Source organism: Ruegeria sp. EL01 (assembly GCF_900313035.1).
Taxonomy (GTDB): domain Bacteria; phylum Pseudomonadota; class Alphaproteobacteria; order Rhodobacterales; family Rhodobacteraceae; genus Ruegeria.
Map to the genome: position 1 here is coordinate 309,593 of NZ_OMPS01000041.1, position 25,149 is coordinate 334,741.

Consider the following 25,149-nt stretch of genomic DNA (forward strand, 5'->3'; position numbering starts at 1 on the left):
CTGAGTCTATCTGACCACGAACACCGAAACTTTAGCGTGCTTGGCCAGATATCCCGCATGGCTAGAGAATATATAGTCGGTGATCCGCGGTGCATGGGTTCCCACGACGATCAGATCGGCGCCGATTTCCTCGGCAGCTCGTGTCAGATCACCATCAACTTCGGCAGCCACGTCAACCGAATGGATGTTACGTGTGTCCACCTGCGAGCCGCTTTGTTCGGCCAGTTGGTCGGCAAACGCCGCAAGGTCCTTGGCAATCGCCGAGTCGGATTGGGTGACATCGCCGGGTTGCGTACCGGTCACGCTGACCAGGGTGATCCTGGCATTCTGCCATTTGGCCACCTCTGCCGCGACTGTTGTGGCTTTGCGCACCTCTGGCGGCATATGCAGATCAACGGGGATCATGATGTGGTCAAACATGGCTTTCTCCTCTTACTCAAAAGGATGGTAGAGGGGACGCTTGGTGATGGCCTTGATCTGCCTCAAAGGCGGTTGCGGCGATGAGAACCTGCCCGGAAAGCAAGTTTCAATCAGAAATGCCTGGCGTTGGTACAGAGCTCGAAATCTCGTCTTTCAGCAGCAACAGCAAAGCGATGATGGTCAACACTACGCCAATGATGATCAGCCCCGGCGGCACGCCGTTGCCGAGTGCCACCTCCCACAGGATGACCCAGCTGGGCACCAGATAAGTATAGGCCATGACCTTGGCCGATGGCAGGCGCAACGCGGCGAACTGCACCAGAACAAAGCTAGCTGCGGTGGCAAAGAAAGACAGGTACAAAAGGCCAATCCAGACAATGCCCGGCAGCGCGGCCCAATTGGTTGCAACTATATCGGACCATCCGAAAACACCAAGCAACAGACAGCCGGCCAGCAAAGTGCCAAAGGTGAACACCACCGCCGGTTCACCCCTGTTCAGCTTCCGGACCATCGGTGTGTAGACCGCATGCGCCGCGCAGCCGCAGAAGTAGATGAATTCACCCATGCCAATCTCAAAAGCATAGAACACCTGCCAGTCGGCACGAAATATCACCCATAGTGCTCCGATGGCCCCGACTGTCAGCGCCAATGCCATGCGCGGCGTCGTGATTTGTCGCAACAAAAACCAACCGGCGACAGCGGACATCACCGGGGTTAAGGTAAACACTGCTGCTGCGCTGACGGGCGGCGCCGTCTTGAGGCCGTAAAACATCAGCAGGAAGTAGGTCGCAAACAAGCCGCCCAATATGAGGTACCGCCAGGGTGCTTGCACGGCGTCCCGTGACACCCCTGTCGTCATCAGTGCAGCAAACCCGATCACCACTGCGGCGATGGCAAATCGAACGGCATTCAACGCGGCCGGGGCGATTTCATTGGCAATCATCGATCCAAGTGAGAAACTGCCCGCAACCAGCGCCGAGAACACCAGCATGGCCAGATGGCCACGCGCTTGTGGTCTCATGGTAGCCAGTCCTTGGCCTGTTCTTTCAGGTATTTCAAAAAAGCCTGCACCTTGGTTGTGCGGTGCAAATCGACATGGGTTACCAGCCACAGCTTGCCGGACCACTCCGGCAGGGGCTCCATGACCTCTTCCAGCTCGGGGAGGCGGGCGGCTTCCCAACGGGCCATGAATCCAATCCCGGCCCCGGCCCGCACGGCCTCACCACCCGTGAAGTTGTTCGAGCAGCGGAACGTAATTGCCTGCGAAGGCGCATTCTGGCGCAACCAGCGCGAAAAAGGTGCACGACTGTTTTCATCATCGTTGCCGACAAAAGCGTGGTTAGCGAAATCCTCCACACCGGAAGGTTTGCCGCGCCGCGCGATATAGTCCTTGCTGGCAAACAGTCCGATCTCTTGCGAAATAAACGGCTGCACCACGTTGTCGGGCTGATCCGGTGCGGCCCCGGCCCGGATTGCCACATGCGCCTCGCCATATTCCAGCCGGAACAGGCGATCGCCGGTCAAATAGCGCACTATCAGATCGGGATGAGCTCTTTGAAACTCGCTGAGTGTCGGCACGATCAAAGGGGCCAATGACGCCAGCGAGGTCACGACCAACTCGCCCGAGACATCATCACCACGGCCCTTCATCCGACCGACTAGCTGGTTGAACTGATCCTCGGTCGCCTGGGCCACACGTAACAGATCTTCCCCGGCCTCGGTCGGCGTATAGCCACGCGCATGACGCTGAAACAGTTTGACGGCCAGCCGGGCCTCAATTGCGTCGATGTGGCGGATCACGGTGGCATGGTGCACGCCAAGTACTTCGGCGGCGCCGCTGACCGTTCCCATCCGCGCCACCTGATACGCGGTTCTCACTTCATCCCAATTGTCCATGGCAGTGCCGTCTTTGTGCAATTTCCAACAGTAACTGTTGATATATCCGAGTTTTGTTCGTGAGTGCAACATTCATATTGAAGGGAAGACAACGACCAAACCCCTCAAAGGACGCCACAACATGACCAGAACTATCCTTCACATTGACGCCTCTGCCCGACGCACCGGATCTGCAACCCGCGATCTTTCCGACCGCATCGTCAAGCACTTAGGTGCTGACCGCATCATCCGACGCGATTTGGCCAGCCCTCTGCCCTTGCTGACCGAAGACTGGATCACCGCCAAATTTGCCCCCGAAGACCAAAGGGACGCCGTTCAGCGCGACCAACTGGCCCTGTCGGATGAGCTTGTGGAAGAAATCCAGAAGTCCGACACCATCATTATCGGCTTGCCCATCTACAACTTTTCGGTCCCCGCCGCCTTCAAAGCGTGGATCGATCTGGTGGCGCGTGCGGGGCTGACTTTTTCCTATACGGAAAACGGCCCCAAAGGCTTGCTGGACGGCAAGCGCGCGGTCCTGGCAATCGCCTCCGGTGGCACCGCAGTGGGATCCGAAATCGATTTTGCTACCGGATACGCCAAACACGTTCTGGGTTTCATTGGAATCCACCATGTGGATGTAATCGCAGCCGATCAAATGGCGCTGGACGCTGAGACCGCTGTCAAGAACGCCCATAGGGCCGTCTCGGAACTGGCCGCCTGATCCGGTGCTGGCCTTTGCAAAACGAAACGTCCAATCTGAGCCTAAACAGCGGTTCTGCAGATTGGACGTAAGCGATGAAGAAGATCGGGATTTTGGGTGGGGTCGGATGGGCATCGACCGTGGACTATTACCGAGCCATTGCCGAGGGTGCGAGCCGACATTTCTCGCAGCGCGGCTACTCATCCCCGCTGCCAATTCCGCCCATGACAATCGAATCCGTTACCCAGGCCAAAACACGTGAATTGCGGGGTGTTGCAGGGGATGAGGACAGCTGGACCGCCTTTGACACCGTGTTTCGGGACGCACTGCTGGTTTTGGAGAGCGCCGGTTGTGATTTTGCGATCATCGCATCCAACACGCCACATGCACGGCTGCACGCCATTCGACAAGGCGTGCAGTTGCCGATAATCAGTATCTTCGACGCAACATCTGATGCTGCATCAAGCACCGGAGCCCGCAATGCCCTGGTTCTTGGAACCACGGTCACGATGCAGGCGCGTAACTATGCCGACCGTCTGGCGCAAGAAGGCATCACCGCCAATAATCGCTTACCCGAGCCCGAGATCGCCGAAATGCAGGCGATGATCGATAGGGATTTCTATGGCGGAGCGTCCGCGAACGCCCGCGACCGACTGGTGGCCTATTGCAATCGTCACGCCGCGCCGGGTACCGCCATTTTGCTGGCCTGCACCGAATTGCCGCTGGCCTTTCCCAACCATCTGGATGATCCGGTATTCGAGGCCGAGGGGCATCTATTTGTGAATCCGTCCGCGGCCCATGTTGCCGCAGCTTTGACGGAAGCGCTTGGCGAAAGCTGAGTTTTGGTTCAGGGCAACCAGCTAAAGTCGCATTTGATGCGATCTAAGAACCCCATCACATCCCCGCGCGCCATCGCGACGGTTCGATCATTGACCAGCGGGTGCATGTAAATGACATCTGCCTGCTGCGCGGCGGCATCCATGAAGAACTGCACGTTGTTTTGTACACCGTTGATCATCGCCAGCGGGCTGACCGCGCCTGGGCGAATTCCGAGGTTCTGAAACAGGCGATCCGCCGAACCAAATGACAGGCTTCCCACCCCAAGCTCGGCGCCCAGCGCCTTGAGGTCGATCTCGCGGCTTTGTTCCAGTGTCACCAGGTAGTTTCGCTTTTTCTTGTCACGCAGATACAGGTTCTTGAGCCGCAGGGCGTCCTCACCCGGAACCATGAGTTGTCCTTCAACACTCTTGGCATCTTCGACAGTGCGCAGTGGCACATGAGTATACAGTCGATAAGGCAGGTTCCAGTCGTCCAATCGCGCCAAAAGCGCATCGGAACTGACGGGCAATGTATCCTGAAAAGTCGATGATGCGTCCATGAGAACCTCCTGTCCGGCGCTCATCGCGCAACGGGCGACAGATTTCAAGCGCGGGACATGTCAAACCCTTAGTGCTAGACTGCGCCCATGAAAGTCGCCCGCAGCACTCCGAGCCAACTGATCCTTACCGACACGCCTTGGTTTTTTGGAATTCTGTTTGCCCTCAACACGTTAATTTTTGTCGCACTGGGCCTTATTTTGACGTTTACCGGAGGCACGGCCCTGCTGTATGGGCTGGCCATGATCATCTTTGGTTCTGCCTTCGGCTTTTGGACGTTCCACATATTTGTCAGGCGCGTGCAGGTCATTTTTGACCGCACGAAAGGGAATCTGGAAATCCGACAGAAATCAATATTCGGATATGAGGTCATCGACCATTCCCTGTCTGAAGTCTCCCATGCTGAGGTGGACAGCGCGATGCCCAAAGGCTCGATTTTGGTCCCAAACCAACACAGGCCGGTTCTGGTATTGGATCAGGGGATGAGCGCCGGTCGGCATCCCCTTCTGAAAAGATACACCAAAGGGTCGGACTCTGCGCGGCTGGTTGAGGCAATCAATGACTGGTTGCCAGCGCATAAGGTTGACTCGGACATTCAATCCGCCTAAATGCCACCCCAACATCCGGAAGCGTCTGATCTTCCGGTCCCTTGAGTCGTTCAGGGATCGCCCCCCACCAGCGAGTTTCGCCCGTGGGGGCAATGCCATTTGGCATTACCCCCACGTCTATTTGTGTGGGAGGGGGCAATTGTGCATTTAACCGGTGTTTCTTATCTAAGAAGCGCCAATTCTAAACCGGGCTAGGAGGCCGCAGGCATGTTTGAAAATTTATCCGAACGCCTCTCTGGTGTCTTTGACCGGCTGACCAAACAGGGCGCGCTGTCCGAAGAAGACGTCAAAACCGCCCTGCGTGAAGTGCGCGTGGCCTTGCTTGAGGCCGACGTCTCGCTGCCGGTCGCACGTGAATTCGTCAAAAAGGTTCAGGATCAGGCCACCGGTCAGGCTGTCACCAAGTCGATCACCCCCGGTCAGCAGGTTGTCAAGATCGTGCATGACACGCTGGTCGAGGTATTGCGCGGCGAGGAAGATTCCGGCGTTCTGAAGATCGATAATCCGCCTGCACCGATCCTGATGGTCGGCCTGCAAGGTTCGGGCAAGACGACCACCACCGGTAAGCTCGCCAAGCGTCTGAAAGAGAAAGAAGGCAAGAAGGTCCTGATGGCCTCGCTGGACGTCTATCGCCCGGCAGCGATGGATCAGTTGGCGGTTCTGGGCACGCAGGTTGGTGTGGATACGCTACCGATTGTACCGGGCCAAAAGCCGGTTGATATTGCCAAGCGCGCCAAGCAGCAGGCCACCTTGGGTGGTTATGACGTCTACATGCTGGATACCGCGGGCCGTCTGCACATCGACGAAGTGCTGATGCAGGAAGTCGAAGACGTTCGCAACGCGGTGGATCCGCGCGAGACCCTGCTGGTGGTCGACGGGCTGACCGGTCAGGTCGCCGTTGAAGTCGCTGAAGAGTTCGAAGCCAAGGTCGGCATCTCGGGCGTCGTTCTGACCCGGATGGACGGTGACGGGCGCGGCGGTGCGGCGCTGTCGATGCGCGCGGTTACCGGCAAACCGATCCGCTTTGTCGGTCTGGGCGAGAAGATGGACGCGCTCGAAACCTTCGAGCCGGACCGGATCGCTGGTCGTATTCTGGGTATGGGTGACATTGTTGCTCTGGTCGAAAAGGCCCAGGAAACGATGGAGATGGAACAGACCGAGCGCATGATGAAGCGCATGGTCAAAGGTCAGTTCAACATGAACGACCTTAAAATGCAGCTGGAACAGATGATCCAGATGGGCGGCATGCAGGGCATGATGGGCATGATGCCGGGCATGGGCAAAATGGCCAAACAGGTCGAAGACGCGGGCATGGACGACAAGGTGCTCACGCGCCAGATCGCCATGATCCAGTCCATGACCAAGCGCGAACGCGCCAACCCTCAACTGTTGCAGGCCAGCCGCAAGAAGCGGATCGCGGCGGGTTCTGGGATGGATGTCAGCGACCTCAACAAGTTGCTCAAGATGCACCGGCAGATGTCGGACATGATGAAGAAGATGGGCAAGATGGGCAAAGGCAAGATGCTGAAACAGGCCATGAAAGGCATGTTCGGCAAAGGCGGCCCCTCGCCCGAAGACATGGCCGCAGGCATGGACCCCAAGGCGCTGGAACAGGCGGCCAAGGCGATGGGCGGCAAGATGCCCGGCGGCCTGCCCGGTCTTGGTGGCGGTATGGGCCTGCCTCAGGGTCTGAGCGGGTTCGGAAAGAAGAAGTGACACCAGCACGCTGCACCCAGCCCCCGTCCGGAAAGGCGGCGATGGCAGCAGCGCAGTATCGCGCAGCTCTGCCGGTCATTCAGACTCGGCGGTTGGTTCTGCGTGCCCCCAGTTTGGACGACCTGCCTGTTTGGACTTCGATCTGCAAGGAGAGCTTTGGCGATACTGAGCAGGAAGCCTGGACCGAATTTTCGTACTACACATCTGGTTGGCTTTTGCACGGCCACGGCCTGTTTTCGGTCACACTGAAAGAGGATGATCAGGTCATTGGCTTCGTCATTCTCGGCCTTGAGTGGGACGATCAAGAACCGGAACTTGGCTACATGTTCAGCACCGAACACAGGCTACAAGGCTTCGCCACCGAGGCCTGCACAGCTGTGCGCGATTTTGGCTTCGACCTGTTGGGATCGGGACAATTCGTAAGCTACGTGTCGCAATCCAATGCCCGCTCAAATGCTCTTGCAGAGCGGCTGGACGCAACCCGGGACAAGGTTGCTGAACGTAACTTTGGTGCAGAACAGCGTGTCTGGCGTTATGGCGAGGTGCAGGCATGACACTCGCCATGAGCATCCCACGGCTTGAAACCGAACGCTTGATCCTGCGTGCGCCATGCGAAGCGGACGTTGCGGCCGAGGCAGAGTTTTTCGCTAGCGATGCCTCGAAATTTGTCGGTGGCCCGAAGCGCCCGGATGAGACGTGGCGGACCATCGCCATGCTGCTTGGGCATTGGGCGATGCGCGGCTATGGCTTCTGGGGCGTTGAGGAGAAAGACACCGGCACTTATGTCGGCCATATCGGCCTGTGGTTCCCACACAGCTGGCCCGAACCCGAGATTGGCTGGACCCTAATGAACCACGCCACCGGTAAGGGTTATGCGACCGAGGCTGCGCTGGCCGCGCGTGCGCATGCTTATGATGTTCTGGGCTGGGATACGGCGATATCGCTGATCGACCCTGACAGTCTGGGCAGCAAGGCTGTTGCCGAACGGTTGGGCGCAAAGTTCGACTACATCTTTGAACACCCGGCCTTCGGCAAAACGCAGATTTGGCGGCATCCCGCGCCATCCGACCTGGTGAATGGCGGACTAGAGGCCTACGCATGATTGACCTCCATGTTCCCTCGCTCGAAACCGAACGTCTGACGTTGCGCGGCCCCGAAGCGCGCGACTTCGAAAGCATTGCTGCGTTCTTTGCCGACAAAGAGCGTAGCTGGGGCTTTGGCGGTCCGCTGGGCCGCAACGAGGCGTGGCGCTGGTTCGCTTCGATGATTGGCCATTGGGTTCTGCATGGGTACGGTTTCTGGACAGTGGAAACCAAGGACGGCCAGCCCTTAGGCATCGTTGGCGTTTGGGGGCCGGAAGGCTGGCCCGAGCCGGAACTGGGCTGGGTCATGTTCGAAGGCGGCGAAGGCAAAGGCTACGCCCGCGAAGCTGCCGAAGAGGTACGCCGCTATGCCTATGAGGTTTTGGGTTTCGAGACGCTGAGTTCGAATATCATACCGGGCAACAACCGCTCGATTGCTTTAGCAGAGCGGCTGGGCGCACAGTACGAGCGCAGCTATGAAAACGTCTCTCACGGAACCGAATTGGTCTATCGACACCCTGGCCCCGACCAACTGTCGGAGGGTGGCGTATGACGACCTTTACCATCCCGTCGGTTGAAACTGAGCGCCTGGTCCTGCGCGCGCCTGCGTTGGACGACTTGCCCACGATGACCGAATTCTTCGCGACAGAACGCAGCCACATGGTCGGCGGACCAAAAGACGCTTCGGGCAGTTGGGATTCTCTGGTCAAACGATTGGGTCATTGGGCGCTGAACGGATATGGCCTGTGGCACCTTACAGAGAAATCCAGTGGGGATTTCGTCGGCTGGGCCGGTATGATCTACGCCCCTGGCTGGCACGAACCCGAACTGGGCTGGACCCTGATGACGCAGGCCGAAGGCAAGGGGCTTGGTTTTGAGGCCGCGCAGGCCGCGCGCACCTACGCCGCGCAGCACCAGGGTCTGAACGGAGTGATTTCGTACATCGCCCATGCTAACGACCGCTCGCGCGCACTGGCCGAACGCCTAGGCGCAACACTGGAGCAAGAGAATGCCGAGTTGTTGGGCAAACGCTGCCAGATCTGGCGCCACCCGAAAATTGACGTAGATACCCCTGCGTTGACCGCTGAGAGGACCGGCCAATGACCAACCCCGTGACACAGGCTGCCACGCTGTTGAAAGAGCATCGCGAAAGCATCGACCGGCTGGACGCGATCCTTGTCTATACGCTGGGCGAGCGGTTCAAACACACGCAGGCGGTTGGCAAGCTCAAGGCCGCATACGACCTTCCCCCGTCCGATCCGTCGCGCGAAGCCGCGCAGATCGCACGGTTAGAAGACCTGGCGAAAGAGGCCGATCTGGACCCCGATTTCGCCAAGGCTTTTCTGAATTTCATTATTCAGGAAGTCATCCGACACCACAGGAAACATCAAAAGTGAACCTTTGGTTCAACAAACACCAGAAATAACCGGACATCTTCCGGTCACGCCATTCAAAGGAGATACCACCATGGCAATGAAAATTCGTCTCGCCCGCGGCGGCTCGAAAAAACGTCCTTTCTACCGCATCGTGGCTGCCGACAGCCGCATGCCGCGCGACGGTCGTTTCATCGAAAAGCTGGGCACCTATAACCCGCTGCTGCCGAAAGACAGCGAAGACCGCGTAAAAATGGATGTTGAGCGCGTTCAGTACTGGCTGGATCAGGGCGCTCAGCCCACCGACCGGATCGCACGTATGCTGGAAGCAGCAGGCACCCGTGACAAGGCCGAGCGCAACAACCCAAACAAGGGTACCCCGGGCAAGAAAGCTCAGGAGCGCGTAGAAGAAAAAGCTGCCAAGGCTGCTGAAGCGACTGAAGCGGCGGCTGCACCGGCTGAAGAAGCGGCTGCAGAAGAGTAAGCAGGCGGGCGCGTGCAGGATCAGGCTTTCACTGACGATTTTCGCACGCAGTTCGATCTGTTGATGCGGCTCCGGCGTGATGTGCGCCGGTTCCGCACCGACGCGATAGACGAGGCAGTGCTGACGCGCTGCCTCGGCACGTTTCGACTGGCCCCTTCTGTGGGGCTGAGCGAACCCTGGCGCGTGATCCGCGTCGAAAGCGCAGCGGCACGTACTGCCGCACTAGAGAATTTCCAAAGTTCAAATGATAAGGCTCTGGCAGGCTACTCCGGCGAGAAGGCACAGCTCTACAGCCGCCTGAAACTGTCCGGCATGCAGGAGGCCCCGGTACAGCTGGCCGTTTTCTGCGACGATGCCACGGACAAAGGGCAGGGTCTGGGTGCCGACACTATGCCAGAGATGCGGCGGTATTCCGTGGTTTCTGCCATCACCCTGTTTTGGCTTTCACTGCGGTCACAAGGTCTGGGTTTGGGATGGGTGTCCATACTTGACCCCGACCAGATGGCCCGGGACCTGCAGGTCCCCGGTGACTGGCGGCTCATCGGGTATTTTTGCGTTGGCTGGCCCGAAGAACCCTCTGAGATACCCGAGCTTGAGCGCGTCGGCTGGGAAACCCGTGACAACTGCCTGCCCATCGAAACGCGGTGATTGATAATGTTTGGATTGATACGACTTCCCATCCTGCTGCTGATCGCATTTATTGTCGGCGTGTTCTTTGAACGCAACAATCAGCAAGAGGCCTGCGATGGGCTTGGAGAATGGCGAAACGGAATATGCTTAACGACGGGCCAGCCCAATGAATGATCTTATCTGCGTCGGCAGCATTGCGGGCTCTTACGGGGTACGCGGTGAGGTGCGGCTGAAAAGCTTTTGCGCTATGCCTGAAGATATCGAGACCTATTCCCCGCTAACGGATGAGACGGGCCAAGAGCGTTATCCTGTGGTTCTGACCCGACCGATCAAAAACGGCTTTGCGGCCCGGTTGGGTGGGATCGAGACCAAGGAACAGGCAGACGCGATCAACGGCCTGCGCCTTTATGCCCGACGCGATCAGTTGCCGTCGCTTCCCGACGATGAATTCTACCACACCGACCTGATCGGGCTTGATGTGTATGACACCGGTGGCACGTTGCTGGGTCAGGTCAAATCCGTTCAGAACCATGGCGCGACAGATTTGCTGGAGCTTCACGGCGCGGGATTGAAATCCACGGTTCTGCTGCCCTTCACTCTCGAAGCCGTACCCACAGTCGATTTGGATCAGCGCCGTATCGTTGCCGACCCGCCCGAGGGCCTGATCTGATGCGACGCGTCCTGCTGCATCTGGGGCTGCACAAAACCGGCACCACGGCGGCGCAATCGTTTCTGTACGAAAACCGTGAGCTGATCTGGCCGCATTTTTCACTGGCCCTACCTTACAAGACCCGCAAGGCCGGGCTGTCCGAAGCCGCAACACGTCATTCGATTTACCGTTTGGATTCAACGCTGTCCGATTTCGGGATCAGGCTGAACGACTTTCTGGGCAAGCTGGATTTCGGCACCCGACGCGGATTGATCCTGAGCGAAGAAAATTTCTCGGGTCTGCGCCCAAGCCGAAACAGGGTCGAAGGATACGCTGCGGCACCGGATCTTGTGGCCACTGTTGTCAGCGCTGTTCGGCGGCGGTTTCTGGGGGAAGAGGTCGACATGACGGTGTATCTGTCCCTACGGCAGCGGGACAGCTGGCTGTACAGCTTGTGGGCACATGACCTGCAGCACAGCCGGGTTGTCAGGGATTTCGATGAATTCTGCACGGACCTCGACCAGTTGCCAGGTCTTCAAGACACCGCAGACACCATCCGTCAGAGGCTTCCTTCGGTCACCGTCAAGACCGCTTGGCTGGAAGACCTGCAGAAGCATCAATTCGGCCCAGGCACCCCATTTGCAGACTTTCTGGACCTTTCGCGAAGCAAGGCTTCACGGCTTGTAGCCCCCGACCGAACCAACTCCAGCCCGACTAAAGAGGTACTGGCGGACCTATTGGCTCTGAACCGCTCATCACTGGAAGATGCGGCGCTGAGCGCCCGCAAGACGGCGGTCATTAAATCCGCTCAGAGCGAAATGATCGGTCAAAAATGACAGAGAAGCCCAACAAATCCCACGGCCGCAAGGCGCTGCGCCCGACGCTGACACCGCGTGAGTTGATGACCCCAACGCCGGACTTGCACGGCGTGTGGAAAGCCAAGATCATCACCTTGTTCCCGTCGGCTTTTCCCGGTGTTCTGGGTGAAAGCCTGACTGGCAAGGCCCTGCAAGACGGGCTGTGGCAGATGGAAACCGTGGATCTGCGACAGTTTGGGATTGGCAAGCACCGCAATGTTGACGACACACCCGCAGGGGGTGGCGCAGGCATGGTTTTGCGCGCCGACGTGCTGGGCGCGGCGATCGAGCACACCATGAAAGGTGCTCAGGGCAACTGGCCGCTGATCTACCTCAGCCCACGTGGACGCCGGATGGATCAGCGCATGATGCAGACCCTGGCACGCTGCGATGGGATGACCTTGCTGTGCGGTCGCTTCGAAGGTGTGGATGAACGGGTGCTCGAACACTACGGGGTCCAGGAAGTGTCGTTGGGTGATTTTGTCATGACCGGCGGAGAAATCGCTGCGCAAGCCTTGATTGACGCCACCGTTCGGCTGATCCCCGGAGTTCTGGGAAACCAGGCTTCGACGGAAGAAGAAAGCTTTTCGTCCGGCCTGCTGGAGCATCCGCAATATACCCGCCCGGCCGAGTGGAACGGCCGCCCGATCCCCGGCATCCTTATGTCCGGTCACCATGGGCGCATCGAAGAATGGCGACACAAGAAAGCCACGGATATCACTCGGGAACGGCGGCCGGACATGTGGGAGGAATATGTTTCTTTCCAAGAGGATAACGCGGATTAGCGGCGGCACCGTCGCAACCTACGGCGTGCCTAGGGTCTAAGACCCACTAGCCTTCCACTGAGCCCAGGTCTCAGGCGTACCATTGAAGGTGTTGATATCGACCCGGCCGCGCACGCCTGGCACCAACCCGGTGCCCGTGTATTGCCAGAACCGCCAAAGCGCCCGTGGGTAGACTTGACGCGGGTGACCCGCCACCGATCTGAGCCAGAACTCGGTCCGGGGCAGCCGAGCGATGTCTGTATCTTCGAAAAAATCTACGGTGGTGTAGACGATGGGCCGGCGGCCATAATGACGCTCGAGAATATCAAGGAACCTTTGGGCTTCGGCGCGCACGGTTGCACCGTCGGGTCGCAAGGTGCAGGTTCTGGAATGCGGCGTCCACTCCATGTCCAGGACATGCGGCAGATCGGCGCCTTTCGGGACGTTCTGGATAAACCAGCGGGCTTGTTCGCGTGCCGGGCGGCAGAAGTAATAGTAATGATACGCCCCCCAAGGCACCCCCGCCGCCTGCGCACCACGCCGGTGGTCGTCAAACAGCGGATCGGCAACGTCACCGCCTTCGGTTGCTTTCAAAAATGCAAAGCTGACCCCCGAAGCCTTGGCTGTGCGCCAATCAATCGGCCCCTGCCAGCGCGAAACATCCAGCCCATGAACAGGGTATAAACCGGGATGCCGCCCTTCCCATTCATGTGGGTCATCGTCGCCAAAATCCGGGTAGACAACCGATGGTGCTGTTCTGTCGACGCCCGGTGCAGGTTCGATAACCTGAGGTTGTGGGCCGCCACGCCCACAAGACACAAGCACAGCACCTGCAAAAGCCAGCAAAAGCGCAAATCGCATGATGTGTTCCTGTTCTAAATCTCTGCTCTTTTTATTGGCTTCAGAATGCCTGATCGTGGGCGCAAGGCAACGCTGCATTTTGCATATGGCGGAATCTCACCAGCCTATGCTGCAATTCCCAGCGATTTAGTCTTGATCCTTCCTCGCAAAGCCCTTAAACGACCGCAATCCGGTGCCGCTTTTTGCGACTCCGGTGTTTTGGTTTGCATCCTGACGTGACGCCCGGCTTTCTTCTGCCATGGCGCGACAGGGCAGACCAGATCAAAGGAACATTCGATCTGACCTCTGGCGGGCTGTACTCAGGACCCGGTGAAGACCAAGAGCTCTCAGGCCGTGCCCAAACTTCGTGGACCAACCACGAGCAAATAGGAGTACCTGCGATGGACCTGATCGCACAGCTTGAGGCGGAACAGATCGCCGCCCTGGGGAAAGACATTCCCGATTTCAAAGCCGGAGACACCATTCGTGTCGGCTATAAGGTGACCGAAGGGTCGCGCACCCGTGTGCAGAACTACGAAGGCGTCTGCATCGCGCGCAACAACGGCAATGGCATTGCCGGTTCGTTCACCGTTCGCAAAATCTCGTTTGGCGAAGGCGTGGAGCGTGTGTTCCCGTTGTTCTCGACAAACATCGACAGCATCACCGTTGTCCGCCGTGGCCGCGTTCGTCGCGCCAAACTGTACTACCTGCGCTCGCGCCGTGGTAAATCCGCACGTATCGCAGAGGTCACCAACTACAAGCCCAAAGCTGGCGCCGAAGCGTAAGGAACGGAAAGATGAAAAAAGACATCCATCCCGATTATCACGTCATCGACGTCAAAATGACAGATGGCACCGTGGTTCAGATGAAATCCACCTGGGGCGCCGAAGGCGACCAGCTGGCCTTGGAAATCGACCCCTCCGTGCACCCTGCATGGACCGGTGGTTCGTCGCGCCTGATGGACGCGGGCGGCCGTGTGTCGAAGTTCAAGAAGAAATACGAAGGTCTGGGTTTTTAAGACCACCCAAGAATTCGATTGCGAAAGCCGTCCCGTTGGGGCGGCTTTTTTGTTGGAGCAGAGGCGGGTCTGAGTTCAACGCGAACACGACGTGATCCTCTCAATCCAAAACAAGGACAAACATATCGATCTCAGGTTCGGAAAGGTTCGAATCTAAAACGAAACCGGCTTTTTCAAGCACCCGGGCTGAGGCGGGATTGCCTTTGTAAACTCCACCTATCAACCTCACCTGTCGCCGGGACGCCATTGCGGAAACCAGGCCAGCAAGAAGTTCCGAGGCAATACCCTGCCCCCATGCGATTTCCGCTATCAGATAACCGATGTGAATGGTCGGTAACTCATCGGCGTCTGGATCGCACGCCAGGATCATCAGGCCAACAAGTTCTTTGCCCTGTTTGTGATTGACCAAAAACACATCACTTTCAGCCACGCGCGCATCAATCCAAGATGAAACCCCACCTGCCGCGTCATCCAGCTGAAGAGCCGGCGGAAGGTGTTCGAGTACCGAGGAAGTGAGAATGCCGTACAACGCAGAAACGAGGTTTTTGCGGCGTTGCTTATCTCTGACAACGGTCCCCCAGTGGTGAACCACGAGACGCTCGGTGCTGAATTGTTCTGGTATCATATCTCTCTCATAATGGATGAGTATGACTTTTCGCCAGCTTTTGGTCACGCTTTGTGAACAGGAAATCCACTCAATCAGTAGGGTCATACCCAGTACGCCAGCGCCACTGGCAACACCAGGATCGTCGCCAATGTCGAGACCAGAATGAACCCGGCAACGTCCGGCCCGTATTCTGGAACGTGCTGGTCAATGAACAGGTAGGTCGCCACCGATGAAGGCATCAAACAACACAGGATCAACGCGCCGCGTTCAGTGCCCGTAAAGCCAAACAGCCAGATCAGCGCGCTGGCGATTGCCACGGCCATCAGCAGGTGCAGCACCGTCAGCAACACAGAACGGCCAAGGCTGTTGATCTTCATCGTGGCCAGGGTGTGGCCCAGCGTCAGCAGCATCAGTGGAATCGACAGACCGCCCAGAATGTCAAAGGACTTGGCGATGGGTTGCGGCAGGCTGTGCCCCGTTGCCATCAGGGTCAGCGCAACGATCACCGCATAGATGATTGGAGACGTCACAAGTTTCTTTGGCGAGAACTCACCAGCCGGGATCCACATACCAACGGTAAAGATGCTTATCAGCACAACAACAACGAAGGCCATCGTGTATGCCATGCCTGTATCGCCCAACGCCAACAACGTGATCGGCAATCCGATGTTGCCCACATTGCCATGCATCAGCGGCGTCAGAAACGCACGCACAGGCAAACGCATCCCTTTGAGCGCAACAAACCCCAGCAGGCCGAACCCGGTGACAGCCAGTGTCGCGGCGACCATCATGTCGATAAAGGTGCTGACATCCAGCTTGGTCGTCGAAAGATGCGAAATGATCAGTGTCGGATATCCGACTTTCGAGACGATCCCACCAACGACCTTGTTGTCAAATGGCGCCTTGATAAGCGCCAGGCCATACCCGATCCCAGCGCAAATCAGGACGGGTAGGATGACGTTCAAAACATTCAGGAACAGGTGCTCCACCCCGGGCTCTCCTCGCTGAAAACTGGTTTGGACAGTGAATCAGGGGGATGCCTTTAGCAAGTGGTTCGCTGTAAAGCGTGATACGGGCTTGGTTTTCCAAATTAGAGACTGATATTGACCCAAAGCGCCGCTTGAGGTTCTTTCCTTCCCCGCTGACACAACATATAGTGGCTCACAACAACGTGTGGACAAACACGGTACGACTTGGGAACACAAGCATGGCACATATCATTGTGGTCGGAAACGAAAAGGGCGGCGCGGGAAAATCGACCGTGTCGATGCACGTGGCCACCGCTTTGGCACGGCTGGGACACAAGGTCAGCACGCTCGACCTCGACTTGCGACAGCGCAGCCTGGGACGTTACTTTGAGAACCGCATCAACTTTTTGAATGGCGCGGACACAGGCTTGCCCAGCCCGCGTCATCATGATTTGCCCGAGATTGACGCCAGCAAATTGAAGCCCGGCGAAAACATCTATGACCACCGCTTGTCCGCCGCCGTGGCCGAGTTGGAAAGCGACAGCGATTTCATCCTGATCGACTGCCCCGGCTCGCATACCCGGCTTAGTCAGGTGGCGCATTCGCTGGCTGATACGCTGATCACACCGCTGAATGACAGTTTCATCGATTTCGATCTGCTGGCGCGGATCGATTCAAAGGGTGAGAAAATTCTAGGCCCTTCGGTCTATTCCGAAATGGTTTGGAACGCGCGGCAGTTGCGCGCACAGGCCGGGTTGAAACCGATCGACTGGGTCGTTGTGCGCAACCGGGTCGGCACCCAGCGTATGCTCAACAAGGAAAAGATGCAGCGCGCCATCGAGATGTTATCGCAGCGCATCGGGTTTCGCGTCGCCTCGGGCTTTTCCGAGCGGGTCATCTTTCGCGAGTTGTTTCCGCGTGGCCTGACACTGCTGGACCTCAAGGATATCGGGGTCAAACAGCTGAACATCTCGAACATCGCCGCGCGACAGGAGTTACGCGACATGATGCGCGAATTGAACCTGCCGGGCGTTGAGATCGACTTTTAACTTGCCGATGTATAGATCGTGAACAGCTCTTTGGGCTCGGACACGCCGCGCAGCATATAGCGACCCACCGACACAAGTTCCTGCGGGCACGGCTTCGCCGCACTGGCGACATCGTCCGAAATCAGAATCCGTTGCCCCAACGAGCGGTGCATCCCGGCAATCCGGGCCGCCTGATTGACGGCAGGTCCGATCACGGTGAAGTCCAGCCGTGTTTCCGAGCCGATATTGCCATACAGAATCTCGCCCGAGTGCAGCGCCAGCGTAAAATTGGCCACGGGTTGTCCGGCGGCCTGTCGTCGCGCGTTGAGCTCGGCCATACGGGCCTGCAGCAACGGAACAGCGGACAAGGCGGCGCGCGCATCTGCGTCGATCTCGCCCACGTCAAACATGGCCATCAGTCCGTCGCCCATGAATTTCAGAATGTTTCCGCCGCAATCGTGAACCACGCGAACGGCAACGGCAAGATAGTCGTTCAGCATTTCGATGATATCCAACCCGGGCAGCTCTTCGGACAGGTTGGTGAACCCTTCCAGATCGAAATTCCAGATTACCGCATCGATCTGCTGCAGCGAACCGCGCCGGATTTCACCTGACAGGACGCGTTGACCTGCATCCCGCCCCAGATAAACACGCAGCAGATCGCGTGCCATTGTCTGGTTCTTGGCTGACTTCAGCGCCAGGCCCAGATGTGGAAGGACCTCGCGAATCACAGACAGATCTGTGTCTTCGAACCCTTTCGGGGCATTGCTGGTCCACGACATCAAAACACCATCGGTAGCCTTTTGCACCCCGTTCGGACGCACCTGCCCGGAGCTTTCAAAAGACATGGCTGTCGCGTAGTAGTCCGTTGCTCCAACCTCGCGCAGGTCGTCCAGCAATGGAAAACGACTGGGTTCATTCTGATCAACCAGTTTGACACGAATTTCGCCCAGATCCTCGTGCAGCAAAGCGTAAAGAGGGCTGCGCTGCCAGACTTCGCTGGGCGTGTCAGTGTTCTCGAACTTTTCGGATTCACCGCCTCTGTCCTGATACCAGCTATAGCCCGTTCCGCCATAGACCGGATGTAGGGTTGATTGCGCCGCATGAAACCGCATCAGCGGAACGCCCATCCCGACAAGCCGATTGCAGAACTCTTCCAGCAATTCTTCCTGTCCAGCGCCTTCAAGCCCTTTGGTAACCAGCCAATCGATCAGGTTGGTCACTGGGGCCGTCGCGGGATCGAATGACGTCATGTTTTTGTCCATATCAAGCATGTGACACATCTGGGGATGCCATCGCAGAATTACCAGTAGTTAGTCCATTCCGGCAAGGCGCCGGAGCATGCGGCGTAGCAGCGCTGCTTCGTCTGCACTGAACAGGTTTGCCTGCTTTGCATCATACTGTTCCGCGATCCCGCGCAATTCACGATAAACCGTTTTACCGGCGGGTGTCAGCGTCAACCATTCCACCCGGCGGTCATCCTGATCCCGGGTCCGGGTCAGGTATCGACGTTGTTCCAGCTTGCGAACCGCGCGGCTGATTTTGGTTTTGTGGGTTTTGGCGCGTTCACCAATCTCTTTTGCAGTCATCTGGCCAAAAACCCCAAGATGAAACAGCACCCGCCATTCGGTCCTGAGCATGCCATAGCGGTCCTTGTAGACCCGCTGAAAATCAAGCGAGCTTTCCTCGGCTGCCTGATTCAACAGGAACGGCAGGAAATGTTGCAGTTCAAAATCATCTTTTTTGTCGGAGTCATCGTTTGTCATGCTTGTTAGTTACAAAAACAACTATTATTCGACAAGTAGCAAACGGAGGAACACACGATGAATCGTCCGACAAACCCACACTCGATGACACAGGCCAGTACGCCCGTTGGAACCCATGCCGGCTATATGCCCGGCTTTGGCAACGACTTTGAAACCGAAGCCCTGCCGGATGCGTTGCCGCAGGGCATGAACAGCCCGCAAAAGTGCAACTATGGACTTTACGGAGAGCAGCTGAGCGGCACAGCCTTTACCGCCAACCCGCCGGAACGCACCTGGTGTTACCGCATTCGCCCGTCGGTAAAGCACTCACACCGCTACGAAAAAATCGACCTGACTTACTGGAAATCCGCCCCCTACGTTGACCCGGATGTGATCAGTCTGGGTCAGTATCGGTGGGATCCGGTTCCGCATTCAGACGCCGGGCTGAGCTGGCTGACCGGCATGCGGACGATGACGACCGCTGGCGACGTCAACACTCAGGTCGGTATGGCCAGCCACATCTATCTGGTCACGGAATCGATGGTGGATGACTATTTTTTCTCGGCTGATTCCGAATTGCTGGTGGTGCCGCAAGAGGGCCGTCTGCGGTTCGCGACCGAATTGGGGATCATTGATCTGGAACCCAAAGAAATCGCGATCATCCCACGCGGGTTGCTGTACCGCGTCGAGGTTCTGGAAGGCCCTGCGCGCGGGTTTGTTTGCGAGAATTACGGGCAGAAATTCGAATTGCCGGGGCGCGGTCCGATTGGCGCCAACTGCATGGCCAACCCACGCGACTTCAAAGCACCCATAGCCGCCTTTGAGGATCGAGAGGTGCCTTCGACCGTGACCATCAAGTGGTGCGGACAGTTTCATACCACCAAGATCCCTCACAGCCCGTTGGATGTGGTCGCCTGGCACGGCAACTACACGCCCTACAAGTACGACATGCGCAACTATTGCCCGGTCGGCGCGATCCTGTTCGACCATCCGGACCCGTCAATCTTTACCGTGCTCACCGCGCCTTCGGGTCAGCCGGGAACGGCCAATATCGACTTCGTCTTGTTCCGCGAGCGCTGGATGGTGATGGAAGATACGTTCCGCCCGCCCTGGTACCACAAAAACATCATGTCCGAGTTGATGGGCAACATTTACGGCCAATACGACGCCAAGCCTCAGGGCTTTGTTCCCGGCGGGATGAGCCTGCACAACATGATGATCCCACATGGCCCGGACAAGGAAGCCTTTGAAAAAGCGTCCAACGCCAATCTGGGAGCCGACAAGCTGGATCAGACCATGTCCTTTATGTTCGAAACCCGGTTCCCGCAGCATCTGACGCAATTTGCAGCGACCGAGGCCCCGCTGCAGGATGACTATATCGATTGCTGGACATCGCTTGAGAAGAAATTCGACGGCACGCCCGGCAAGAAGTAACCGTATTAACTTCCAAGGTTTGGAGAAAACATGCCTTTGATGAAATCCTGGGTGACCTCGGCCAATGATGCGTCACACCCGTTTCCCCTGAACAACTTGCCCTATGGGGTCTTTTCGATCGATGGCACTGAGCCCCGATGCGGCGTTGCAATCGGGGACATGATCCTCGACGTCACTGCGGCCGAAGCCGAGGGGGTGATCGCGCTGACCGATGAGCCCTTGTTCGACCTGCCCTTCTGGAACCCGTTGATGGAGGAAGGGCCAGCTGTGTGGACCGCCTTCAGGAACCGGGTGACAACCCTGCTGGAAGACGGGGCGGAGGAGCAAAGCCAGGTCGCACCTTTGCTGGTCGCGCAAAACACTGTCGAGATGCATATGCCGTTCGCGGTCAGTGAATACACCGATTTCTACGCAGGTCGGCATCATGCGCAAAATGTCGGCACAATGTTCCGCGGTGCTGAAAACGCGCTGCCGCCAAACTGGCTGCACATTCCGATTGGCTATAATGGTCGGGCGTCATCTGTTGTTGTCTCGGGCACTGATATTCGCCGCCCATGGGGGCAATTGAAATCCCCAGATCAGGAATTGCCTGCGTTCCTGCCCAGCCGCCGCTTTGACATCGAGCTTGAAATGGGTGCCATCGTCGGTACGGCATCTGACGGCCCGATCACCGTGCAAGAAGCCGACGACAACATCTTTGGTTATGTCCTGCTGAACGACTGGTCCGCGCGGGACATCCAAGCCTGGGAGTATCAGCCGCTGGGCCCGTTCCAAGCCAAGACAACCGCAACTTCTGTCAGCCCGTGGATCGTCACCAAGGCTGCCCTGGAACCTTTCCGATGCGACACGCCTGAACGCACCTTCGAATTGCTTGATCACCTGAAGGACTGCGGTCCGATGCTGTATGATATCGATCTGGAAGTGACGATGGCCCCGGATGGCAAAGATGCCAGCACCATCACCCGGACCAACTACAGTGAATTGTATTACTCTGCCGCGCAGCAACTGGCGCACCACTCGACATCGGGCTGCCCGATGAACACCGGTGATCTGCTGGGATCTGGTACAATTTCCGGCGCCACCAAACCTGAACGCGGATCCCTGTTGGAACTCAGCTGGGGTGGTAAAGAGCCGCTGACGCTGGACACGGGTGAAACACGCAGCTTTATCGAGGACGGCGATACGTTGACCCTGAAAGGCGCGGCAAAGGGCGATGGTTACACGATCGGATTTGGCGATTGTGTCGGCACCATCCTGCCCGCCTTAGACACCCCATACGCGCGATAAGGAACTTGTCATGGCCAAGGCATTTGCGTCTCAGACAGACATGGCGGAAAAGAAAATCTCGTTCACCGAAGTTGGTGAGGGGCTTTATGCCTTCACAGCCGAGGGCGATCCGAATTCCGGGGTCATCATTGGCGATGACAGCGTGATGATCGTCGAGGCGCAGGCCACCCCGCGTCTGGCGAATAAGGTGATCGAATGCGTGCGCTCGGTCACCGACAAGCCAATCACCCACGTAGCACTGACCCACTATCACGCGGTGCGTGTGCTAGGGGCCAGCGCGTTTGGCGCGCAACAGATCCTTATGTCCGACATGGCCCGTTCTATGGTTGTCGAACGAGGGCAAGAAGATTGGGACAGCGAGTTTCAACGCTTTCCGCGTCTGTTCCAGGGGCATGAAAGCATTCCCGGTCTGACCTGGCCGACAACCACATTCAGCGACACGATGACTGTGTATCTTGGCAACCGCCGAGTCGACCTGATGCATCTGGGCCGGGCCCATACGGCAGGCGATGTCGTGATCCATGTGCCGGATCAAAACGTGATGTTTACCGGTGACATCGTCGAATACCACTCGGCCTGTTATTGCGGCGACGGACATTTTGGCGATTGGGGAGACACGCTGGACGAGATCAAGTGGTTCGATGTAGACGCAATTGCTCCGGGTCGCGGGGATGCGTTGCTTGGTAAGGACATGGTGAACGCCGCAATCGAAAGCACGCGCGACTTCGTGGACAGCACATATCGCCCAGCAGCCAAAGTGGCTGCCCGTGGCGGTACCCTGAAAGAGGCGCGGGACGCGGTGCGGGCCGAATGTGACCCCAAGTTTTCAGACTATGCGATCTATGAACACTGCCTGCCATTCAACGTATCACGTGCCTATGACGAAGCACGCGGCATCGATACGCCCCGCATCTGGACTGCCCAGCGCGATCTGGAGATGTGGGAGGCGCTGCAGGACTAAGAAAGTCCGCGGACATTGATCCAGATCGTTTTCACAAACGCAAATCGGTGAAACCATAAGCTCAAGACCGCTGGTGCTAGCTGCCAGCGGAACTGAAAAGCGACCTTTCGCGCATCTGCTTGGGGGAAAGCCCATGAATAAGATTTTCGAAGTTCCACTTTATGCTTATGAACGCAGTCCGGATCAGGACGCTGCGACACCTGTTCGACACAAGGTGATTGTGATCGGTGCCGGGCCGGTGGGTCTGGCAGCAGCCATCGATCTGGCGCAGCAAGATGTCGAGGTTGTGGTCCTGGACGACGATGACAAAGTTAGTTTCGGAAGCCGTGCCATCTGCTTTTCCCAGCGCACGTTGGATATTGCTGATCGGCTCGGGTGTGGGCAAAACCTTTTGGAAAAAGGTGTGCGCTGGGACCGTGGCAAAGTGTTTTTTGACGACCGCCAGATCTATGAGTTCAATCTGCAACCTGACGAAGGTTTTGCCAACCCGGCCTTTATTAATCTGCAGCAATACTATCTTGAAAACGTCCTGATGAACCGGCTGCGCGCATTGCAGGCCGAAGGCGCGCCGGTTCAAATACACGGGCGCAACAAGGTCGAGGCTATCGGCACGCATGACGATCATGTCCGGTTGGAGGTCGAAACCCCAGAAGGCCCCTATACGGTCGAGGCCGATTGGTTGATTGCCTGCGACGGTGCCAAGTCGCCCACGCGGCGGATGTTGGGGATCGATTTTGACGGGCGGGTGTTTGAAGACAATTTCCTGATCGCGGATGTGATCATGGAGGCGGACTTTCCATCTGAACGTTGGTTTTGGTTCGACCCCCCATTTAATCGGGGGCAATCAGCCCTGTTGCACAAGCAGCCGGACAATGTCTGGCGTATCGACCTGCAACTGGGCTGGGACATCGACAAAGAGAGCGAGAAACGCCCTGAGAATGTGATCCCGCGCCTAAAAGAGATGCTAGGTGAAGATGTCGAGTTTCAGCTTGAATGGGTCTCGATCTATACGTTCCAATGCCGCCGCATGGAGAGCTTTAGACGCGGTCGCGCGATATTTGCCGGAGACAGCGCACATCAGGTCAGCCCATTTGGGGCACGGGGGGCAAACTCCGGCCTGCAGGACATCGACAACCTGTGCTGGAAACTCAAACTGGTGCTGGATGGCGACGCGCCCGAAAGCTTGCTGGACAGCTATGATTTCGAACGCATACAGGGCGCGGACGAAAACATCCGAAAATCCGGCCGCTCGACCGATTTCATCACGCCGAAATCCGATATGTCCCGCGTGCTAAGGGATGCGGTTCTGGACCTGAGCGAGCACTACGAATTTGCCCGCCCCATGGTAAACTCGGGCCGGCTGAGCGAGCCTTGCACATATGACGGGTCCTCCCTGAATTCGGCCGATGCGCTGGATGGGCCCGCGCAAACGCGCCCCGGCTCGACCTGTCCTGACGTACCTTTGGGCGACGATTTTCTTTTGCCCAAACTGGCCGGACAGTTCACCCTGCTGACTATTGACGCCGATGCGCCGGGCATGCTGCAAGAAGACGAGACCGAAGTCAGGCGGTTGGCGCTGTCGGTCAAGGATGACATGACGCTGGCGCTTAAACGGCGCTATCTGGGCGATGCGCCAAGCGCGGTCTATTTGATCCGCCCGGATCAGCATGTGGCTGCGCGGCGCGGCACCTATGAAGAAAACGCGTTCCGGCATGCGATCCGCCGGGCCAGTGGGAAGGAGTAACCGACATGGCTGATCTGATCCTCACCCCGAATATCGAGAAGGCGGATGACTTCTATGCGGAGTTGTTGGCGGCGCATGATCACATGGCTAAAGTCGACAGTGACGCGTTGAACGCGCGGCTGGTTCTGGTTCTTGCCAATCACATCGGCGACAACGCGGTTCTGGCCCAAGCGATCGACGCGGCACGACTGAAGACAACTTAGCGAGGGCACCGCGTGAACAAAACCGTTCTTTATGATTTTTGGAGATCCTCGGCCAGCTACCGGGTCCGGATTGCTCTGAATTTGGCCGGGATCACATACGACGCAGTTGTCGTGGATCTGGTCAGCGGAGACCAAAAGGGCGACGCGCATCGATCGCGCAACCCGCAATGTCTGGTCCCTGTTCTGGAGATTGACGGGCTGAAATTGACACAATCTTTAGCCATCATTGAATATCTGGACCGCACACGGCAGCTAAACCTGTTGCCCGAAGACCCGGCTGATCGCGCCAAAGCACAGGCGCTGGCCCAGTCCTTAGCGGTCGATATACACCCGATCTGCAATCTTGCCGTCGCCAAACATGCGACCACGCTCAGCGCGGATGCCACCGACATGCCCGGCGCGTGGATGCGGCACTTTATTCACCCGGGACTGAAGGCGTTCGAAGCACTGCTGGCCGGGTTCAAGCAAGCGCCTTATTGCACAGGCGCGCAACCCGGGCTGGCCGATCTGTGCCTGGTTCCTCAGCTTTACAACGCGCGGCGTTGGGAGGTTGATCTGTCACACATGCCACACCTGTTGGCTGTCGAGGCCGCCTGCAGCGATCATCCGGCCTTTGCTGCAGCCCATCCTGACCAGCACGCGTCAGACTAGCCAGAACAAATACGTTTTCCAAAGCCTTCCGGTGACTCGGTTCGTGGCGCTCAGCACAGACCCTGTGTGCACGTGCGGGTAGTCCAGAGCGTCGGTTGGACGTAGCATTGTTCCAATGCAAAATGA

At 57.6% G+C, this 25,149-nt stretch carries 34 protein-coding genes; 25 read left to right on the forward strand and 9 right to left on the reverse strand.

Annotated elements, in window-relative coordinates; genetic code table 11:
* Window positions 1-6: 6 nt before the first annotated feature.
* From D9K61_RS17460 to D9K61_RS17470, 3 genes are all read right to left on the reverse strand, one after another.
* Window positions 7-420 carry a universal stress protein gene (locus D9K61_RS17460; RefSeq protein ID WP_120634452.1) on the reverse strand — a complete coding sequence of 138 codons (414 nt, stop codon included), beginning with the start codon at window positions 418-420 and terminating at the stop codon, window positions 7-9.
* 106 nt (window positions 421-526) lie between these two features.
* Entirely contained in the window at window positions 527-1,441 is a 915-nt protein-coding gene (locus D9K61_RS17465) for a DMT family transporter (protein WP_120634453.1), read from the reverse strand.
* Window positions 1,438-2,316, reverse strand: a complete 879-nt coding sequence (locus D9K61_RS17470; protein WP_120634532.1) for a LysR family transcriptional regulator — start codon at window positions 2,314-2,316, stop codon at window positions 1,438-1,440. Before D9K61_RS17470 ends, D9K61_RS17465 begins: the two co-directional genes overlap by 4 nt.
* A gap of 121 nt (window positions 2,317-2,437) precedes the next feature.
* On the opposite strand from D9K61_RS17470, the gene D9K61_RS17475 reads away from it, so the two are divergent.
* Together D9K61_RS17475 and D9K61_RS17480 are read left to right on the forward strand one after the other, a co-directional pair.
* Window positions 2,438-3,019 carry an FMN-dependent NADH-azoreductase gene (locus D9K61_RS17475; protein ID WP_120634454.1) on the forward strand — a complete coding sequence of 194 codons (582 nt, stop codon included), beginning with the start codon at window positions 2,438-2,440 and terminating at the stop codon, window positions 3,017-3,019.
* Between the two features lie 74 nt (window positions 3,020-3,093).
* Window positions 3,094-3,837, forward strand: coding sequence for an aspartate/glutamate racemase family protein (locus D9K61_RS17480; protein ID WP_120634455.1), 744 nt, complete (start codon window positions 3,094-3,096; stop codon window positions 3,835-3,837).
* A gap of 8 nt (window positions 3,838-3,845) precedes the next feature.
* Here D9K61_RS17480 and D9K61_RS17485 read toward each other — a convergent pair whose 3' ends face one another.
* A complete protein-coding gene (locus D9K61_RS17485) occupies window positions 3,846-4,376 on the reverse strand; it encodes a prolyl-tRNA synthetase associated domain-containing protein (RefSeq protein WP_120634533.1) in 531 nt (176 codons plus the stop codon).
* Between the two features lie 87 nt (window positions 4,377-4,463).
* On the opposite strand from D9K61_RS17485, the gene D9K61_RS17490 reads away from it, so the two are divergent.
* From D9K61_RS17490 to trmD, 13 genes are all read left to right on the forward strand, one after another.
* Window positions 4,464-4,982, forward strand: coding sequence for a hypothetical protein (locus D9K61_RS17490; protein WP_120634456.1), 519 nt, complete (start codon window positions 4,464-4,466; stop codon window positions 4,980-4,982).
* A 207-nt stretch (window positions 4,983-5,189) separates the two neighbouring features.
* Window positions 5,190-6,698, forward strand: coding sequence for a signal recognition particle protein (gene ffh, locus D9K61_RS17495; protein WP_120634457.1), 1,509 nt, complete (start codon window positions 5,190-5,192; stop codon window positions 6,696-6,698).
* Entirely contained in the window at window positions 6,695-7,252 is a 558-nt protein-coding gene (locus D9K61_RS17500; protein WP_162946945.1) for a GNAT family N-acetyltransferase, read from the forward strand. Before ffh ends, D9K61_RS17500 begins: the two co-directional genes overlap by 4 nt.
* Entirely contained in the window at window positions 7,249-7,800 is a 552-nt protein-coding gene (locus tag D9K61_RS17505; protein ID WP_120634459.1) for a GNAT family N-acetyltransferase, read from the forward strand. Before D9K61_RS17500 ends, D9K61_RS17505 begins: the two co-directional genes overlap by 4 nt.
* On the forward strand, window positions 7,797-8,333 hold the full coding sequence (locus D9K61_RS17510) for a GNAT family N-acetyltransferase (protein ID WP_120634460.1): 537 nt from the start codon (window positions 7,797-7,799) through the stop codon (window positions 8,331-8,333). The genes D9K61_RS17505 and D9K61_RS17510 overlap by 4 nt, the downstream gene beginning before the upstream one ends.
* Window positions 8,330-8,884, forward strand: coding sequence for a GNAT family N-acetyltransferase (locus D9K61_RS17515; RefSeq protein WP_120634461.1), 555 nt, complete (start codon window positions 8,330-8,332; stop codon window positions 8,882-8,884). Before D9K61_RS17510 ends, D9K61_RS17515 begins: the two co-directional genes overlap by 4 nt.
* Complete coding sequence (locus D9K61_RS17520) at window positions 8,881-9,177, forward strand: chorismate mutase (RefSeq protein ID WP_120634462.1); 297 nt, start codon at window positions 8,881-8,883, stop codon at window positions 9,175-9,177. The genes D9K61_RS17515 and D9K61_RS17520 overlap by 4 nt, the downstream gene beginning before the upstream one ends.
* Window positions 9,178-9,247: 70 nt before the next feature.
* Complete coding sequence (gene rpsP, locus D9K61_RS17525) at window positions 9,248-9,637, forward strand: 30S ribosomal protein S16 (RefSeq protein WP_120634463.1); 390 nt, start codon at window positions 9,248-9,250, stop codon at window positions 9,635-9,637.
* 12 nt (window positions 9,638-9,649) lie between these two features.
* Complete coding sequence (gene bluB, locus D9K61_RS17530) at window positions 9,650-10,285, forward strand: 5,6-dimethylbenzimidazole synthase (RefSeq protein ID WP_120634464.1); 636 nt, start codon at window positions 9,650-9,652, stop codon at window positions 10,283-10,285.
* Between the two features lie 6 nt (window positions 10,286-10,291).
* On the forward strand, window positions 10,292-10,441 hold the full coding sequence (locus D9K61_RS27025; RefSeq protein ID WP_162946946.1) for a hypothetical protein: 150 nt from the start codon (window positions 10,292-10,294) through the stop codon (window positions 10,439-10,441).
* Window positions 10,434-10,937 (forward strand): ribosome maturation factor RimM, encoded by a 504-nt coding sequence (gene rimM / locus D9K61_RS17535; RefSeq protein WP_120634465.1) that lies wholly within the window; start codon window positions 10,434-10,436, stop codon window positions 10,935-10,937. Before D9K61_RS27025 ends, rimM begins: the two co-directional genes overlap by 8 nt.
* Window positions 10,937-11,752 carry a hypothetical protein gene (locus D9K61_RS17540; protein WP_120634466.1) on the forward strand — a complete coding sequence of 272 codons (816 nt, stop codon included), beginning with the start codon at window positions 10,937-10,939 and terminating at the stop codon, window positions 11,750-11,752. Before rimM ends, D9K61_RS17540 begins: the two co-directional genes overlap by 1 nt.
* Window positions 11,749-12,558 (forward strand): tRNA (guanosine(37)-N1)-methyltransferase TrmD, encoded by an 810-nt coding sequence (gene trmD / locus D9K61_RS17545; RefSeq protein ID WP_120634467.1) that lies wholly within the window; start codon window positions 11,749-11,751, stop codon window positions 12,556-12,558. Before D9K61_RS17540 ends, trmD begins: the two co-directional genes overlap by 4 nt.
* A 36-nt stretch (window positions 12,559-12,594) precedes the next feature.
* Here trmD and D9K61_RS17550 read toward each other — a convergent pair whose 3' ends face one another.
* Complete coding sequence (locus D9K61_RS17550; RefSeq protein ID WP_120634468.1) at window positions 12,595-13,398, reverse strand: GH25 family lysozyme; 804 nt, start codon at window positions 13,396-13,398, stop codon at window positions 12,595-12,597.
* Window positions 13,399-13,443: 45 nt separating this feature from the next.
* On the opposite strand from D9K61_RS17550, the gene D9K61_RS27345 reads away from it, so the two are divergent.
* From D9K61_RS27345 to rpmE, 3 genes are all read left to right on the forward strand, one after another.
* Window positions 13,444-13,617, forward strand: a complete 174-nt coding sequence (locus tag D9K61_RS27345; protein WP_216825827.1) for a hypothetical protein — start codon at window positions 13,444-13,446, stop codon at window positions 13,615-13,617.
* A gap of 161 nt (window positions 13,618-13,778) precedes the next feature.
* Complete coding sequence (gene rplS / locus D9K61_RS17555; RefSeq protein WP_120634534.1) at window positions 13,779-14,162, forward strand: 50S ribosomal protein L19; 384 nt, start codon at window positions 13,779-13,781, stop codon at window positions 14,160-14,162.
* Between the two features lie 11 nt (window positions 14,163-14,173).
* The gene (gene rpmE / locus D9K61_RS17560; RefSeq protein WP_050605278.1) at window positions 14,174-14,395 is read left to right on the forward strand and encodes a 50S ribosomal protein L31; all 222 of its coding nucleotides are present in this window, start codon (window positions 14,174-14,176) and stop codon (window positions 14,393-14,395) included.
* Between the two features lie 100 nt (window positions 14,396-14,495).
* Here the strand turns inward: rpmE and D9K61_RS17565 are convergent, their stop codons facing one another.
* Together D9K61_RS17565 and D9K61_RS17570 are read right to left on the reverse strand one after the other, a co-directional pair.
* The gene (locus tag D9K61_RS17565; protein ID WP_120634469.1) at window positions 14,496-15,107 is read right to left on the reverse strand and encodes a GNAT family N-acetyltransferase; all 612 of its coding nucleotides are present in this window, start codon (window positions 15,105-15,107) and stop codon (window positions 14,496-14,498) included.
* Window positions 15,104-15,991 carry an AEC family transporter gene (locus D9K61_RS17570; RefSeq protein WP_120634470.1) on the reverse strand — a complete coding sequence of 296 codons (888 nt, stop codon included), beginning with the start codon at window positions 15,989-15,991 and terminating at the stop codon, window positions 15,104-15,106. The genes D9K61_RS17565 and D9K61_RS17570 overlap by 4 nt, the downstream gene beginning before the upstream one ends.
* 218 nt (window positions 15,992-16,209) lie before the next feature.
* Here D9K61_RS17570 and D9K61_RS17575 point away from each other — a divergent pair, with 218 nt between their 5' ends.
* Window positions 16,210-17,019 carry a division plane positioning ATPase MipZ gene (locus D9K61_RS17575; protein ID WP_120634471.1) on the forward strand — a complete coding sequence of 270 codons (810 nt, stop codon included), beginning with the start codon at window positions 16,210-16,212 and terminating at the stop codon, window positions 17,017-17,019.
* On the opposite strand, the gene D9K61_RS17580 is transcribed toward D9K61_RS17575, so the two are convergent.
* The gene (locus tag D9K61_RS17580) at window positions 17,016-18,251 is read right to left on the reverse strand and encodes an adenylate/guanylate cyclase domain-containing protein (protein ID WP_120634535.1); all 1,236 of its coding nucleotides are present in this window, start codon (window positions 18,249-18,251) and stop codon (window positions 17,016-17,018) included. The genes D9K61_RS17575 and D9K61_RS17580 overlap by 4 nt on opposite strands.
* Before the next feature lie 60 nt (window positions 18,252-18,311).
* Window positions 18,312-18,764, reverse strand: coding sequence for a MarR family winged helix-turn-helix transcriptional regulator (locus D9K61_RS17585; RefSeq protein WP_120634472.1), 453 nt, complete (start codon window positions 18,762-18,764; stop codon window positions 18,312-18,314).
* 57 nt (window positions 18,765-18,821) lie between these two features.
* Here D9K61_RS17585 and hmgA point away from each other — a divergent pair, with 57 nt between their 5' ends.
* From hmgA to maiA, 6 genes are all read left to right on the forward strand, one after another.
* Window positions 18,822-20,177, forward strand: a complete 1,356-nt coding sequence (gene hmgA / locus D9K61_RS17590) for a homogentisate 1,2-dioxygenase (RefSeq protein WP_120634473.1) — start codon at window positions 18,822-18,824, stop codon at window positions 20,175-20,177.
* Window positions 20,178-20,207: 30 nt separating this feature from the next.
* Window positions 20,208-21,464, forward strand: a complete 1,257-nt coding sequence (gene fahA / locus D9K61_RS17595) for a fumarylacetoacetase (RefSeq protein ID WP_120634474.1) — start codon at window positions 20,208-20,210, stop codon at window positions 21,462-21,464.
* A gap of 10 nt (window positions 21,465-21,474) precedes the next feature.
* Complete coding sequence (locus tag D9K61_RS17600) at window positions 21,475-22,425, forward strand: MBL fold metallo-hydrolase (protein WP_120634475.1); 951 nt, start codon at window positions 21,475-21,477, stop codon at window positions 22,423-22,425.
* Between the two features lie 133 nt (window positions 22,426-22,558).
* On the forward strand, window positions 22,559-24,169 hold the full coding sequence (locus tag D9K61_RS17605) for an FAD-dependent oxidoreductase (protein ID WP_120634476.1): 1,611 nt from the start codon (window positions 22,559-22,561) through the stop codon (window positions 24,167-24,169).
* Window positions 24,170-24,174: 5 nt separating this feature from the next.
* Window positions 24,175-24,372 carry a DUF2783 domain-containing protein gene (locus tag D9K61_RS17610; RefSeq protein ID WP_120634477.1) on the forward strand — a complete coding sequence of 66 codons (198 nt, stop codon included), beginning with the start codon at window positions 24,175-24,177 and terminating at the stop codon, window positions 24,370-24,372.
* 12 nt (window positions 24,373-24,384) lie between these two features.
* Window positions 24,385-25,023: a maleylacetoacetate isomerase gene (gene maiA, locus D9K61_RS17615; protein WP_120634478.1), complete on the forward strand. Its 639-nt coding sequence runs from the start codon at window positions 24,385-24,387 to the stop codon at window positions 25,021-25,023.
* The last annotated feature ends 126 nt before the right edge of the window (window positions 25,024-25,149 follow it).